The organism is Klebsiella sp. K5-204, from assembly GCF_030128585.1.
Lineage (GTDB): Bacteria > Pseudomonadota > Gammaproteobacteria > Enterobacterales > Enterobacteriaceae > Klebsiella > Klebsiella quasipneumoniae.
Genome location: NZ_JAKUZS010000001.1, coordinates 433,102 through 446,364 on the forward strand (window position 1 = coordinate 433,102; position 13,263 = coordinate 446,364).

Sequence of the window (13,263 nt, forward strand, 5' to 3'; positions counted from 1 at the left end):
TTACTGGCCAGCGGTTTGATAGTGCAGCTCAGCCTGGCGGCGCAGATACTCAAGCCCAGGGGCGATGGCCATTGCCCATGCGGTGAGGATCTCCTCATCGCACAGCGGATCGCTGGCGCGGACGGTTTTGAGCATCGCTTCCCGCCAGAGGGCAAAAAAACGCGGCGGCAGACGCAGGCCTTCCTCGCTCTGCGCCCGCGCCAGCCGTTCCAGGAAATCGGGTACAAAGAGGTCGCCGTTGACCGCCAGCATGGCGAAAAAGCTTTTAAAGATCATCTGCTGGCCCTCTTCGCCGGAGCGTTGTGAGAAGTGCTGCTCGGTTTCAGCAGACATATGGATAAAAGTAGTGTAGAAGGCCTCGAAGAAGCGCTGTTTGTCGTGCTCCGGTACGACGCGATTCAGGCTGGCTTCAAAGAGATCGCGATAAAACTTCATGGTGCGCTCCTCATGACCCGTTCGCCCGGCAGGCAGCGGCGGGGCGGGTTAAATTCGTCCGTCGCGCGGCGGGAAAAATAGCTGTTGTCATCCGCGAGGCCGTTTTTGAACAACGGCCCGGCGTTGTGTTTGTAAAACAGCGCCTCCAGCACCATGGCGTTGGTGGAGAGGGTGAGGGTGGCGTTGACGTCGCCGGTGGCCTCGACCCGACCTTCAAACCAGCCGCGCTGCGGGTCGTTAAGATGGGTAGTGACCGCCATCAGCGCATCGGTATACTCGGTTTCCCACAGCGTCCACAGGACAAAGACCGCTTTGGTGGTCACCTGCGCCAGCCGGGGGTAGTATTTCCCGTCGTCCCCGAGCGTATTCCAGGCGTAGCCATTTCCCCAGACGGTGTCTTCCACGTGCCAGGGCGCCTGGGTAAGCGAAAAATCGGCCCGGGCGGTGAGCACCTTATCCTGCGTCCAGCGCGTTTTCTGGCTGAGCCATATCCCTTCCGCCCGGGCGCGCATGGCTTTTTGTACCTCTTCCGACACGCCAGGCGGCTGCCAGCCGAACTCCAGTCCCGGCAGCATGGCGGGCAAAGTGGAGAGCACCACGGGCTGCCAGGTGGTTCGCGGGTCGCGGTCGTCAACGGCGAGGCGGCGCTGATAAATAATCACATGTCGCGCCGGGGGAGAGAGAGCCTTGCCGGCCGGAAATCCCCACAGGCGGAACGCGCTGGCGGCGTATTCACTGTCTCCCAGCCGGAGCTCCTCGCGGATCGTCCGCTGCCCGTTCTGCAGTGAGGCGGACCACAGCTCACCGTCTTTATCGATCACCGGACAGAAGTTCCAGCGCAGGATAATTTTATCAATGTACTCGCCATACTGCGGCGCGCGTTCGGCGGTGAGCCGCAGGGCGAGCATCAGTCGCGCCATATCTTTCGCTGACCAGCCGCTCCCCGCCGGTTTGCCGCTGAAGTCGACAGGGGTCGCCGTCTGAGTGGAGTATAGCCTGCCCGGCGAACCGCCGTCGGTCAGCGTCAGTCGATTGAGGGTGCCGAGCAGGGGCGTCAGGCGGGCGTCGAATTCCGCTTCCTTTACCAGCCCCAGCTCTCTGGCGGCGAGCAGGGCGATAAGGGTGTCGCCCATCTGCCATAGCGTCGCGCGGGGCTGTTTGTCGCTGCCGTTGACGAGGCCGGTTTGCGGCTGGGTATTGTTCTCGACGTACCGCCAGGCGATCTGCGCCCACGTCCGCTCCTGCGGCGTCAGGCTGCTGATACGGGCGGTGGTGTGCCAGCCGCCTTTAGTCAGCCAGCGCCACCCCGCGCCTTCGCGACCAAACAGCGCCAGGGCGATAAGCAGCAGGACGACGGCGACGGCCAGCCAGCGGGCTATGGTTTTAAGCATTGCGCGGTCACCGGCGGAAGTTTAACGGGCTCGTCAGCCTTGCAGGCGGCGCACTGGCAGGCCTGGCAGGCGGGTTGGGTGCGCTGCGTGGTCCCGGTCTGCTCGCACCATGTTTTGACGGCCGGGGTGTTGCTCAGGAACGGGCGATTGCGCGGGCCGTTATTCGGTTCAAAGAGATCCACCAGCTTCTTGTCCCACAGCGACGGGGCGAAATTGCGGTTTTTCGGATTGTCGCTGGAAAACTGCAGCAGTTTGCCCTCTTTTTTAAACAGCAGCGCTTCCAGCATGATGCCGTTATTGTTGGCGGTAAATTCATTGATTGGCCCGTCGCCGTTCTCATACAGCCCCTCGTAATAGCCTTTACCCGCTTCGTTCGCATTTTCAATGGCGTCCAGCAGACGATCGGTATAGGGCGAGTTCCACAGCACCCACATCCCCATCGCCGCTTTGAGCGACACGGCGGCGCTGTTCGGTACGAACTGGCCTTTGTCGGTTATGGTGTTCCAGTTAAAACCATCGCTGAACACCGTGTCATAGACAAAGTACGGGGATTTATCGAGCTGATGCTCGGAGCGGGCGGTGAGGATCCCGGTGATGGCGTAGCGATTCTCCTGGGCCTGATAGACCCGGTCGGCAAAGTTTTTCATCCATGGATGGGAGTACTCGCGCGGGCTGTTGTTCCGGTCAGCAGGATTATCAAAGCCAAACTCCATGCCATACAGCACGTAAGATTCACTGACCACATAGTTATGCTGGCTGGTTTGCCGCGGGTCGCGCGAATCATAGGGGACCAGCACGCAGTAAATCTCCGCCAGCTCGTAGGGCTGCGGCCGGCTGGCCTGACAGGTGTTAAATCCCCACAGCTGAAAGCCTGCCGCGCCGTACTCCTCGTAGCCCAGGCGGCCTTCCTGAACGTATTTTGGCTGGCCGTTTTCCAGATACGCCCCGTACAGCGTGCCGCAGGGATCGACCACATGGCTGAAATCCCACCCCAGCACCACGTTATCGATGCTGTTGCTGTATTCCGGATAGCGCTCCTTGATCACCTTCAGCCAGATCAGCATTCTGCCGATATCCAGCGCCGAATAGCCGATTTCGCCCGGCTTGTTCTGGTAGTTCACCTTCTGTCCGCTCACGGTGTTATAGGCTTTGTTGGGCAATTCGTTACGGAATAAATCGAGCTTATTCAGCGTGGCGAGAAACTTCAGCATCCGACGGTCGAACTCCGCCTTATCAATAATCCCCAGCTCACGGGCCGCGGTCATCGCGGCCAGATAGGAGGCGCTGTCCCACATGGTGGTGGAGGGGTATTTGTTCACCGCATTGACCAGCCCGGTGGTGGGCTGAAAGTTGGCGACGAAATATTGCCAGGCGTTTCTGGCGATAGTCATCTCCCTCGGCGTCAGCTCCCCGCTGCGCGGGGCATATTCCGTAGCCGGCAGACCGGTCGCGGCCTGCGCGCCGGAGAGCGAGAGCCACAGCGCCATGAGTCCGGCCAGCAGGGGAAAACGGGATAAATAGATCAGCTTCATGGCGTTGCTCCTGCTGAGGACGAGGGGAGAGGGGCAGGGCTCAGGCAGGCCAGACACAGCATCTGCCCCCGGGAAATGTAGGCCAGGCTTTCCAGCACGATCGCGTTGGTATCGCCGTCAATAACGTCGTTGACGCTGCGGTTGAGGTTTAACCCGCGCTGCCAGCCCCTGCCCGGGACCTGCAGCGTCTGGACCTGCTGGCGCAGCGCTTCGCTCCAGCTATTACGGAACAGGGCGTACCAGGCAAAGGCGGTGCGGGTGGAGGTGATCGCCGATTGCTCCGGGGCGGCGCTGCGCGGGGCGAAGGCGCTCTGCGGCTGCCGGTCCGCCAGCGCGCTGGCATAATCCGGCGCGGGCTCGGCGTAGTCGGTGCTGATCGGCGGCTTGCTGACCCTCAGGCTATGACGGCGCTGCTGGATTTGCATGATGCGCCAGGCGATCTCCGCGCTCTGCGCGTCAAAGCCCAGCTCAAGCCCGGTGAGCAGGTACGGCAGGCTGATCAGCGAAGGCTGCCGACCCCAGGGCGTGCGCAGCCCCTCGTCGGGCACCATGATGCCGTCGATATCGATCATCTGCTGCCCCTGCGGCGGGTTGGTCACCGCCAGCCCCGCGGCGCTGTCGATCAGCCGCAGCGTATGGCTGGCGTACAGCCGGTAGCCAAAGCTGTCCCGCGGTTCATCCGCCGCCAGCGCCCAGTGGTGCAGCGGCGCCGCGGCCTGGCTGGCGGGGCTGTTGCTGATGAGCGCGCCGACCCGCCACTGATTAAACAGATCCCGCACCGCGGCGGCGTGCTGAGGATAGCGCCAGAGCAGCGTTTGCAGGGCGGTGAGCAGGCGTCCCATACCGATGGCGGAGGAGTCCGGGCTGCCGAGGATCTGCAGCGTGTCGGCATGGTACTGAGCGGCGGGCAATCCCTGGGCGTTGAGGGGCAGTTGACCGAGCGTAAACAGGGCGGCGGCAAGGCGCTCATCACCTTCGGCGGCGGTCACAATATGCAGCTGCTCTGCGGCGACCACGGCGAAAAGATAGCTGCCGACGCTCCACAGGCTAAGCCAGGGTTCGCCATCGTGCGCGTTGGCCAGACCGGTTGGCTGAGTATTATTCACATAATACTGCCAAGCCACTCGCGCCCAGATCGCCTCGTCAAAGGTCAGCTCGCGCGGGGCAGGGAGCGGCGGAAAATCCTGGCTCAACGTCATCCCACCGCTGCTCTCGACGCGCGCGGGCATCTGTTTTTCCACCCACACGACAATCGCAAAACCCAGCAGGAAGCCAATGAGGATGGTGAGGTAGCTGCGGGCGGGGAGCAGGGCGTCGCGGATCCTCATCGACTTGTCTCCTGCTCTTCGGGGGGCGTCCATATGGCGGCGAAGATCAGCGGCAGCATGGCGGCAATATTCACCGCGCCCCAGAAAATGTTGATGACGTACCCGGAGGGGTCGTCAACCTGCCCGCGCGCCACCTGAATGCCGCCCCATAGCAGCCCCGTCAGGGTGAGTATAACGATGGCAATTTGCGGCTTGACGAGATAGAGAAAACGGCCCGTCTGTCGCTCTTTTGGCGTGACGTGAAATTTGATCTGCTCCCCGCGCAAAACGGTGTTTAGCGCCCGCAGATTCATCGAGAAAAAGGAGAGGTAAGAGGCCCGGCCGTCCCAGGCCGAAATGCCCCAGGTGCCGAACATAAAGGCCAGTTCGGAGACAATAAAAAAGGGTAAAAAGTGCAGATAGAAAGGGGTAGACCACGCCGACACCGGGGGAATGCCGGTGAAGAGATAGATAATGGGCGAAATCAGGAACACGGTATTCCATACGCAGGCCAGATAGGACCAGAAGGTGGTCGCATACATCAGCGTTTGCGGCAGCGAGAGTTTAAAGCGGCGGCGGCTGAAGATGTTGTCATGGAACAGGATATCCAGCGAACCGGCAGCGTACTTAAAGCGCTGGATCATCCATGTCAGCATATCCTGCGGCGAGAGCATTTTCGACTCGATCCGCGGGTGCATTACCGAGCGCCAGCGGCGGGCAGCGTCGCCGTGCAGCAGGATGGAGGTATAAATATCTTCCGAGACGTGGAACTTATAGGGCGTCAGTTCAGTATCGTAGGCCACGTGGGGGCGCATGGCCTCCTGCAGCGCTTCCCGCGTTGCCGGGTCGCGAATATCCCGCGTATGACGCGCGATCTCGGCGTCAACGCTCCAGACGTAGCTGCGCAGCGCGGCCTGCATCACCGCTTCCCGCCGGTGAACGGAGGCGGCGCCACAGCAGAATGCGGCATTAGCCCAGTTGCGGCGCCGTAAAATCACGTCGTAAAACATGCGCGGATCGTTGAAAAACGGATCGCGACCAATGGTCACCGGACCGACGATTTTCTGCGCCAGCCAGCCCACGCCGTAGCCTGCGCCGCCCGCTTTACGCCGCAGCCAGCGCGCCAGATCCTCCCCCTCCGGGAGATCGAAAAACCATTGCGGGGTCTGCACCCAGGCGACGTCCGGATCGCGAAAATAGCCGAGCGTATTGCTCAGCAGGGTCGGGAAAACGCGGGTATCGGCATCACAGATGATCAGAAAGTCGCCATCGGTATGTTCCAGCCCATTGCGCAGGTTACCGGCCTTATAGCCGATATTGCTCTGACGGGTGATATAGTTCGCCCCCTCCTGCTCGCAGACCGCCTTCATCTCCGGGCGACGCCCGTCGTCAAGAACATGCACCTTATAGTCGAGCGGACCGGGATAGGTCATCCGCATGGCGTCACGGATCGACAGCCTGACCAGCTCCACATCTTCGGAGTAGGTGGCGATAAACAGATCGACTTTAATCGGCCTCGACTCCACCGCTTCATCCGCTCGCAGACAGTCGTTAATCTCCGTCGGGGGGACGCCTGGCGGAGGATCTTTTTCCTGCCATAAATTAATGGTGAACAGGACTGTGCCAATCCACGCCAGGGTTTCCGCCAGCGCCAGCGGAACGGCATACCATAGGGCGTCGGTATTTAAAGACGCGGTCCAGCGCCAGTAAATATAATTGGCGCCGAGAACCAGGGCGGCCACGGCTAATACCTGCCAGATCATCCTCACCCAGCGCGGGGTGCTGAGCGGCTCAGGCGGTCGACGATGTTCAAAACGGGAAAAATAAAAATCCATAGCAAGGATATCCTGATTCCGCGCTGAGTTTGAATGACTGGTCTGTTATTGATTGGCGGCGTTCTGCAGAACGCACAGGGGCTTATAAATAACAGTAAAGTGAGTGTAGATGGTGGCGTAAAAATTTCAACAGCGCGAAATGATAGTCACCGGGATGACTTAACATAGTGTGATGTACGCAGGCGGAATTTATAAAATGAGCATTGCAAGATAGCGCATTCTACACTATCTAAATAATTTGTAATAAATGTTGCAGGGTAGACGACGGGATCCCTCATGAGCCAGGTTGCTTCAGCGATTTCGCAAAAAGAAACTGATAAATCAACGGCCTGGCGTTACTCTCTGACCGGGGATCGCGACCTGCGTATCGACTTTATGCGCGGTATTGCTCTCGTGATGATGGTGGTTGCGCATACGGAAGTGATGTCGATATTTAATATTTTCAGCTGGGAACGATTTGGTTTGACCACCGGTGCCGAGGGCTTTGTGATCCTGTCCGGCTTCATGTTAGGGATGCTAAATCGTGTCAGATTACAAAAGGCAGTATTACTGACGGTGAGCTGGGGGCTTTATCTTCGCGCCTGGAAAATATATCAGGTTAATATTATTATTATTGTCTCTTTTCTTTTGCTGAGATATTTACCTCATATTAATGTCTATGAAGTCACTCATTTTACCGACCGCTTTTCCGGGACCAGTTGGTCGCTTTATCCGCTAACCCCACAAATAAAAGAGACGTGGTTTAACATTATCCTTTATCTGCAGATTGGCCCGCATCAGACGCAGATCCTCGGTCTCTATATTTTTTTGTTATTGCTCAGCCCGCTGTTTCTCGGCATGCTGCAAAAGGGTCACGTCTACCCATTACTAGGCGTCTCGCTGCTGATCTACGGCTGCTGGCAACGCTGGCCGGTACGGGTGACGCCCTGCGAATTTGAATTCGCCTTTCCCCTGATGGCCTGGCAATTTATCTTTGTGCTGGGAATGTGCTGCGGCTGGTACAAAGCGGAACTGATCTCTTTCGCCCGCACGCCGCCCGGCAAAGTCGCCGTCGCGGCGCTGGTGTGCATCGCGCTTATCCTTGCGTTTGTCGCCCAGAATCATACCAATCCTTTTATGCCGCCCGCGCTGCTGATGCACGTGATCCCACCGGCGGAATTTAACGCCTTTTACCATACCTGGGCGGCGAAAAACGGCCTCGGGCCGGTACGGATCCTTAATGATATCAGTCTGATGGTCACTATTTATCTGCTGTTGACCCGGTGCTGGCGCCCCCTGAACTGGCTGGCAGGCTGGTTCCTGATCCCGCTCGGGCAGCGTTCGCTCTACACCTTTATTTTGCATGTTTACATCGTGCTCGCCGTAAGCCAACTGGTCACCTTCGATCTGTGGCGCCAGGCGTGGATAGTGAACACCTTGATCCATGCCGCCGCGCTGGGCGTACTGTGGCTGATGGCCAAATACCGCGTCGCCGCACGCTGGATACCTAACTAAGGAAGGGCAAATGCGGGAGAAATATATGCTGGCCTGCGCGCTATGGTGCGCCATCGCAGGTGCCGAAGGAGCAGAGAAGAACGACGCACAACCGCTGCGTGATAAAAATGGTGAACCGGTGCAGGCCGGGGTGTTTACCAGCCGCTGGGGACGACTTTTTTCCGGGAATGACAAGGTGTTTTCCGGAGCGCTGAGCTTTAGTTCGGGTTTAAAAGAGCAGTGGATGACCGTCCCCAACAGCTCAGACAGCGCAGAACAGAAGAAAAAATATAATCAGACGCTGAACCTCAGCCTGCAATACTCGCCTTACAGCTTCTGGTTCGCCAACGTGACATCCCGTTTACCGGTGACCGATACCAGCCGCTATACCGCCGATTTTCGCTATAGTTTTGGCTACGACGACTGGCATGCCAACACCGTCAGCCTGGTTTACAGTAACTATGGCGATAACCACTTCTGGACCTCGGGCAGCAAGCGTCACACCTATTTTGAGCAGGGGGCGATTACCCTGGCGTATAAATTTTCGCTGCCGAAGCCCATGGAGCATGCGCTATTGATTAACAAAGGCGATGCCATTATCTGCCAGGTAGGCTACAGCTGGGTGCCGCGCTATTACGATCTGGAGAGCGATGACATCCGCAAAAACAAAAATGTGCTGCTCGGCGGCTGCGGATATACCTTTAAGCAGCATTTTTTTGTGCGCGCTACCGCGTTCTGGTATCCGGACAGTAGCCAGCAGCAGCCGTGGAATGGCGACTACAGTTACAGTTTCGGCTACGCGGGCTATACGCCAGGATCGTTCTCTGTGCAGTATGCCAACTATGCCGGTACCCGCTATCCGGGGCACGACAGCGGCAGCGGCAAGTTTCGTGAAGGCACGATCAGCCTTATCTGGTTCTTGCCGATTTAGGAGGCGCGATGTCGGCACAGCACGTCCTGATTGTTGAAGATTCGCTGGTTTATCGTCGGCTGCTAAGCCGGATGTTGACGCAGTGGGGCTATATCGTCAGTGAGGCGGAAAACGGCGTCGCTGCGCTGGCGATCCTCGAAAACCAGCCCGTCAGCCTGGTGATAAGCGACTGGGAGATGCCAGAGATGAATGGCCTGACGCTGTGCCGGGAAGTTCGCCGTCGCCAGTTTGGTCACTACGTTTATCTGATATTGCTTACCGCCCGCGAAGACCCTGGCGATTTAACGCAGGGGTTTGAGGCCGGGGCCGATGATTTTCTCAGCAAACCGGTAGAGCAGAGCGAACTGCGGGCGCGGCTGCACGCCGGGTCGCGGATCCTCTCCCTTGAGGCTGACCTCGCCGCGCGCAATGCGCGGCTGAGCGAAGCGCTGCGACAGATTGAACAGGATCTGGAGCTGGCGGCGCGCATTCAGCAGTCGGTTCTCCCGGCTCATCAGCTGCGTCATCAGGGATTTTTCTCCGACTGGATTTTCCTGCCCTCGGCCTGGGTGTCGGGAGATATTTTTAACGTCTTCCCGTTGGGCGATCGGCTCGGATTTTACTGCGTGGATGTCTCCGGACATGGCGTGGGGGCGGCGATGATGTCGCTCGCCGTCGCCCGCCAGTTTCTGCATGGCAGGGCCGTTGAGCGCTTTCTTTTTACGGCAGACAACCAGCCGGCGTCGCCTGCTGAAGTGGTGGCGATCCTTAATGGTCGTTTTTGCAGTGACGAAACAGAGATTGTCAGCTATTTCACCCTGATCTATGGCGTCATTGACCTGAAGACCGGCGCGGGCAAACTCTGTCAGGCCGGGCATCCCACGCCTTTTATCGTGAGCCCGGACGCAGCCGTCCGTCCGGTCGGCAGCGGCGGGGCGCCGGTGGGGTTGATAGACCATCTCTCGTGGGCAGATGTCAGTTTCTCACTGGCGCCGGGAGAGCGGCTGTGCCTGTTCAGCGACGGCATCACCGAATGTGAAAACCGGAGCGGTGAACAGTTTGGCGAGGCGCGTTTACAAGCGTGGCTGCAGGACAGCGTGACGCAGCCGCTGCCCGCGCTGCTGCCGGGGTTTGCCCGGCACCTGATCCGCTGGCGCAGTGGCGACGGGCAGGAGACTCAGGCGATGGCCGATGATGTTTCACTCTTGATTATTGAACGTACAGGGGACAGTGATGAAAATTGAAACCGAACGGCAGGCCTCGGTGACGATCCTGACGCCGGCGGTGCGTCGGCTGGATGCGTCCGTCGCGGTAGCCTTTAAAGCGGCAATCGCCCAGGAGATAGGCGAAGATCGCACCGATCTGATTGTTGATTTCAGTAAAATCGATTTTATCGACAGCAGCGGTTTGGGAACGCTGGTTTCCCTGATGAAAATGATGAATGGTAAAGGAGAAATGACACTGTGCGCGCTGAACCCCGGCATCCGCAATATGTTTACCCTGACCAGGATGGATCGTATTTTTCGTATTTGCGAGGATCGCACTTCAGCCCTTGCGCAGTTCAATCCGTGATGCGCCCGTGAATAACGTCATGCTGTTTCCTGCCCAACTCAGCTCGCTTTCACCGCTGGCGGCGTGGCTGACTCAACAAATGACGCCGCTGCACGTCGGGGAGGAGTGGCGCTTCGCGCTCGATCTTGCCGCCTGTGAGACGGCCGCCAATATCATTCGCTATGCGCTGCATGAGGATCGGCAACGCGTTTTTCGTGTCGAATTTATCGCAGCGGAGGACCGGGTGACGCTGCGCTTTATTGATGCAGGAGAGGTCTTTCCGGCAGAGCGCCTGGCGCTGGCGCGTAGCGATGAGCGCTTCGATGTCGATCCGTTAGCGGAAAGCGGCAGAGGTTTGCGGCTCATTCTGCGCGCGGTGGACTATTTTAATGTGGAAACCCGCGCCGGGGAGAATGTGACGACCCTGATAAAAGCGTTGCCGGATGCCGGCCTTCGCCATTCCACCGACGGTGCGCCAGGTGAAGGACCAGAGGTTGCCCCCAAGTGAATCACCGGGGGGATTTTCCCGCCCGCGTTCACCCGCTTCATCGTCTTATGGCTGTGCCTGAGCGGTGGACAGCGCGCCCAGGTGATAAGGGCGAATAGTATCTAAGGTCATCATGGCCGATTTGCAGAAAATGCATTTCGCACCAAAGGGATTTTTTTCCGTCACGTCAAACTGGGACGTTCTGTACTGGGAGCCATGGCAGCATGGGCATCTAAAATGGATATGTTCAATCATAATGTAAACCTTGTATGGGTAATGTTCTGTTGAAAAGACAATGGTCGTTTTCAGGGAAATTAACGCGGCTGATTTTTGTTAGTGGTAAGCCGGGTATTGGGTCAGACGGAGGGCTTTTTTAACGAGCCAACAGGGGTCTGACAGGGCCTGTTTACAGAAAAAGCAAAATACTAACGGGACTGCTCAAAGGAAGGTGGTATCAGGGATAACGCCTGGAGATGAGAACACGTGCTTCGATAATAATTTTTCGTCTGGTAAATCGACTTAATGATTAACGCACGAGCCGCAAATAATAGCAAACGTTATTTTAGCCTTCCGGATGCCTGCTGCGGAAGGGGCGCCTTCATCAGCGCCGTCACCCAGTCGATAAATACCTGTACCCGGGCAGAGAGCTGCCGGCTGCTGGGATAGAGCAGGGAGAGCGGCAGCGGCGCAGGGCGAAAATCAGCCAGCACCTCCGTTAACCCACCGGATGCCAGATCGGCCTCAAGGCGGGACAAGGGTGCCTGATACAGGCCAAAGCCCAGTCTGGCCGCTTCGGCGCCGACGTCGGCATCGGAAGTCAGCAGCCGACAGGGCAAACTGACCTCGGTCTGGCGGCCATCCAGGGTAAAACTGAGCGGCAAGGTACGGTGCGTGCGCGATGAAACAAAACCGATCGTCACGTGTCCCGCCAGCCCGTCAATCGTATGCGGGGTACCGTACCGGGCGAGATAGGCCGGGCTGGCGCAGGTGATCTCCTGCAGCATGGCGAGCGGCCGGCAAATCATCTCGCTATCGGGAAGATGGCCGCCGCGAATGACGCAATCTACCCCTTCGCGGACCAGATCGACGTCGCGCTCGCTTTCGCCAATCTGCAAGGTAATGGCCGGATAGCGGGCGAGAAACTGCGGTAGCGCGGGCAGCAGCAGGGTTCGCGCCAGATTGCCCGCCACGTCCACCCGAAGGGTGCCAGAGATGCTCCCTCCGGCGCTGCGGTTGGCCTCCTCCAGGGCCGCCAGGATGGAGACGCAGCGCTGATAATACAGCGAGCCCTCCGCCGTCGGCTGCACGTGCCGGGTGGTGCGCTGCAGCAGGCGCGCCCCAAGGCTGGCCTCCAGCGCCTTAATGGCCGCGGTCGCCACCGGCCGGGAAAAACCCAGATCCGCGGCGGCAGCGCTGAACGAACCCCGTTCGACGATACGCACGAACAGGGTCAGGGTATCCAGTTTATCCATGACATTGTTCCAGCTGGCAAAACAATCCTGTCGCACCATGAGGTCTTATCGTCGGCATTCAGAGGCCTATAATCGCTCATGTTTTCAGCAGAGATAAAAGGGGAAAACATGAACAATAGCGCAAAAATCGCCCTGGTGACAGGCGGCAGCCGTGGCCTGGGCCGCGCGACTGTTGAAGCGCTGGCTCAGCGCGGCGTGAACGTGGTATTGACCTACAACGCGCATTTCGCCGAGGCGAACGATGTGGTCGCGTGGGTTGAAGCCCAGGGCTCGCGGGCGATCGCGCTGCCCTTCAGCGCCGGCGAAACCGACACCTTTGACGGGTTTGTCAGCACCTTTCAGGCGGCCCTGGCGGAGCTGGGGGCCGATCGGTTTCATTACCTGGTCAATAATGCCGGCAATGCCAGCGGCATGGGGTTTCTGAACGCTACCGAAGCGGAGCTCGATGCGCTTTATCGCATCCATGTGAAGGGTGTTTTTTTCCTCAGCCAAAAATTATTGCCGCTGCTGGCCGATGGCGGGCGAATTGTGAATATCTCGTCCGGACTGACCCGTATCGTGATGGCGAATCGGGCGCCCTATGCAGTCATGAAGTCTGCGGTGGAAACCCTGACCCGTTATATGGCGTTTGAGCTGGGCGGCCGCGGGATCACGGTGAACTGCGTGGCGCCGGGCGCCATCGCCACGGATTTCAGCGGCGGGGTGGTGCGGGATAACCCGCAGGTCGCTCAGGCGGTGGCGAACATGACGGCGCTTGGCCGACCGGGGGTGCCAGAGGATATCGGGCCGATGATCGCCTCGCTGTTATCCGATGCTCATCGCTGGGTTAATGCCCAGCGCATTGAAGTTTCCGGGGGAATGCGCATCTGA

The 13,263-nt window shown here is 58.7% G+C and carries 13 protein-coding genes; 6 read left to right on the forward strand and 7 right to left on the reverse strand.

What is annotated here, in order from left to right; translation table 11 throughout:
- The 5 genes from MKR05_RS02170 to MKR05_RS02190 are packed head-to-tail and all read right to left on the reverse strand — an operon-like array spanning position 1 to position 6,500.
- A complete protein-coding gene (locus tag MKR05_RS02170) occupies positions 1–435 on the reverse strand; it encodes a hypothetical protein (protein WP_023289374.1) in 435 nt (144 codons plus the stop codon).
- Positions 432–1,826 (reverse strand): DUF3131 domain-containing protein, encoded by a 1,395-nt coding sequence (locus MKR05_RS02175; RefSeq protein WP_238875474.1) that lies wholly within the window; start codon positions 1,824–1,826, stop codon positions 432–434. Before MKR05_RS02175 ends, MKR05_RS02170 begins: the two co-directional genes overlap by 4 nt.
- On the reverse strand, positions 1,811–3,358 hold the full coding sequence (locus tag MKR05_RS02180) for a DUF3131 domain-containing protein (protein WP_044522496.1): 1,548 nt from the start codon (positions 3,356–3,358) through the stop codon (positions 1,811–1,813). Before MKR05_RS02180 ends, MKR05_RS02175 begins: the two co-directional genes overlap by 16 nt.
- Positions 3,355–4,686, reverse strand: a complete 1,332-nt coding sequence (locus MKR05_RS02185) for a DUF3131 domain-containing protein (protein WP_284118040.1) — start codon at positions 4,684–4,686, stop codon at positions 3,355–3,357. Before MKR05_RS02185 ends, MKR05_RS02180 begins: the two co-directional genes overlap by 4 nt.
- Positions 4,683–6,500, reverse strand: a complete 1,818-nt coding sequence (locus MKR05_RS02190; RefSeq protein WP_060590979.1) for a glycosyltransferase — start codon at positions 6,498–6,500, stop codon at positions 4,683–4,685. Before MKR05_RS02190 ends, MKR05_RS02185 begins: the two co-directional genes overlap by 4 nt.
- A 276-nt stretch (positions 6,501–6,776) precedes the next feature.
- On the opposite strand from MKR05_RS02190, the gene opgC reads away from it, so the two are divergent.
- Genes opgC through MKR05_RS02215 form a run of 5 tightly spaced genes read left to right on the forward strand, consistent with a single transcriptional unit; the run spans position 6,777 to position 10,942 of the window.
- Positions 6,777–7,994 (forward strand): OpgC domain-containing protein, encoded by a 1,218-nt coding sequence (gene opgC / locus MKR05_RS02195; RefSeq protein WP_238875472.1) that lies wholly within the window; start codon positions 6,777–6,779, stop codon positions 7,992–7,994.
- A gap of 10 nt (positions 7,995–8,004) precedes the next feature.
- Positions 8,005–8,904 carry a hypothetical protein gene (locus tag MKR05_RS02200; protein ID WP_044522506.1) on the forward strand — a complete coding sequence of 300 codons (900 nt, stop codon included), beginning with the start codon at positions 8,005–8,007 and terminating at the stop codon, positions 8,902–8,904.
- 8 nt (positions 8,905–8,912) lie between these two features.
- A complete protein-coding gene (locus MKR05_RS02205) occupies positions 8,913–10,127 on the forward strand; it encodes a PP2C family protein-serine/threonine phosphatase (RefSeq protein ID WP_048334817.1) in 1,215 nt (404 codons plus the stop codon).
- Positions 10,117–10,455, forward strand: a complete 339-nt coding sequence (locus MKR05_RS02210) for an STAS domain-containing protein (RefSeq protein WP_023289382.1) — start codon at positions 10,117–10,119, stop codon at positions 10,453–10,455. The genes MKR05_RS02205 and MKR05_RS02210 overlap by 11 nt, the downstream gene beginning before the upstream one ends.
- Before the next feature lie 19 nt (positions 10,456–10,474).
- The gene (locus tag MKR05_RS02215) at positions 10,475–10,942 is read left to right on the forward strand and encodes an ATP-binding protein (protein WP_284118200.1); all 468 of its coding nucleotides are present in this window, start codon (positions 10,475–10,477) and stop codon (positions 10,940–10,942) included.
- A 45-nt stretch (positions 10,943–10,987) separates the two neighbouring features.
- Here the strand turns inward: MKR05_RS02215 and MKR05_RS02220 are convergent, their stop codons facing one another.
- Positions 10,988–11,176, reverse strand: a complete 189-nt coding sequence (locus MKR05_RS02220; RefSeq protein ID WP_023289384.1) for a hypothetical protein — start codon at positions 11,174–11,176, stop codon at positions 10,988–10,990.
- 302 nt (positions 11,177–11,478) lie between these two features.
- On the reverse strand, positions 11,479–12,393 hold the full coding sequence (locus MKR05_RS02225) for a LysR family transcriptional regulator (RefSeq protein WP_044522511.1): 915 nt from the start codon (positions 12,391–12,393) through the stop codon (positions 11,479–11,481).
- A gap of 108 nt (positions 12,394–12,501) precedes the next feature.
- On the opposite strand from MKR05_RS02225, the gene MKR05_RS02230 reads away from it, so the two are divergent.
- Positions 12,502–13,263 (forward strand): SDR family NAD(P)-dependent oxidoreductase, encoded by a 762-nt coding sequence (locus MKR05_RS02230; protein ID WP_180265678.1) that lies wholly within the window; start codon positions 12,502–12,504, stop codon positions 13,261–13,263.

What these genes read in the sequence shown, in the direction of transcription:
- MKR05_RS02170 (WP_023289374.1), bottom strand. Translation starts at nt 435, where the DNA reads ATGAAGTTTTATCGCGATCTCTTTGAAGCCAGCCTGAATCGCGTCGTA.
- MKR05_RS02175 (WP_238875474.1), bottom strand. Translation starts at nt 1,826, where the DNA reads ATGCTTAAAACCATAGCCCGCTGGCTGGCCGTCGCCGTCGTCCTGCTG.
- MKR05_RS02180 (WP_044522496.1), bottom strand. Translation starts at nt 3,358, where the DNA reads ATGAAGCTGATCTATTTATCCCGTTTTCCCCTGCTGGCCGGACTCATG.
- MKR05_RS02185 (WP_284118040.1), bottom strand. Translation starts at nt 4,686, where the DNA reads ATGAGGATCCGCGACGCCCTGCTCCCCGCCCGCAGCTACCTCACCATC.
- MKR05_RS02190 (WP_060590979.1), bottom strand. Translation starts at nt 6,500, where the DNA reads ATGGATTTTTATTTTTCCCGTTTTGAACATCGTCGACCGCCTGAGCCG.
- opgC (WP_238875472.1), top strand. Translation starts at nt 6,777, where the DNA reads ATGAGCCAGGTTGCTTCAGCGATTTCGCAAAAAGAAACTGATAAATCA.
- MKR05_RS02200 (WP_044522506.1), top strand. Translation starts at nt 8,005, where the DNA reads ATGCGGGAGAAATATATGCTGGCCTGCGCGCTATGGTGCGCCATCGCA.
- MKR05_RS02205 (WP_048334817.1), top strand. Translation starts at nt 8,913, where the DNA reads ATGTCGGCACAGCACGTCCTGATTGTTGAAGATTCGCTGGTTTATCGT.
- MKR05_RS02210 (WP_023289382.1), top strand. Translation starts at nt 10,117, where the DNA reads ATGAAAATTGAAACCGAACGGCAGGCCTCGGTGACGATCCTGACGCCG.
- MKR05_RS02215 (WP_284118200.1), top strand. Translation starts at nt 10,475, where the DNA reads ATGCTGTTTCCTGCCCAACTCAGCTCGCTTTCACCGCTGGCGGCGTGG.
- MKR05_RS02220 (WP_023289384.1), bottom strand. Translation starts at nt 11,176, where the DNA reads ATGATTGAACATATCCATTTTAGATGCCCATGCTGCCATGGCTCCCAG.
- MKR05_RS02225 (WP_044522511.1), bottom strand. Translation starts at nt 12,393, where the DNA reads ATGGATAAACTGGATACCCTGACCCTGTTCGTGCGTATCGTCGAACGG.
- MKR05_RS02230 (WP_180265678.1), top strand. Translation starts at nt 12,502, where the DNA reads ATGAACAATAGCGCAAAAATCGCCCTGGTGACAGGCGGCAGCCGTGGC.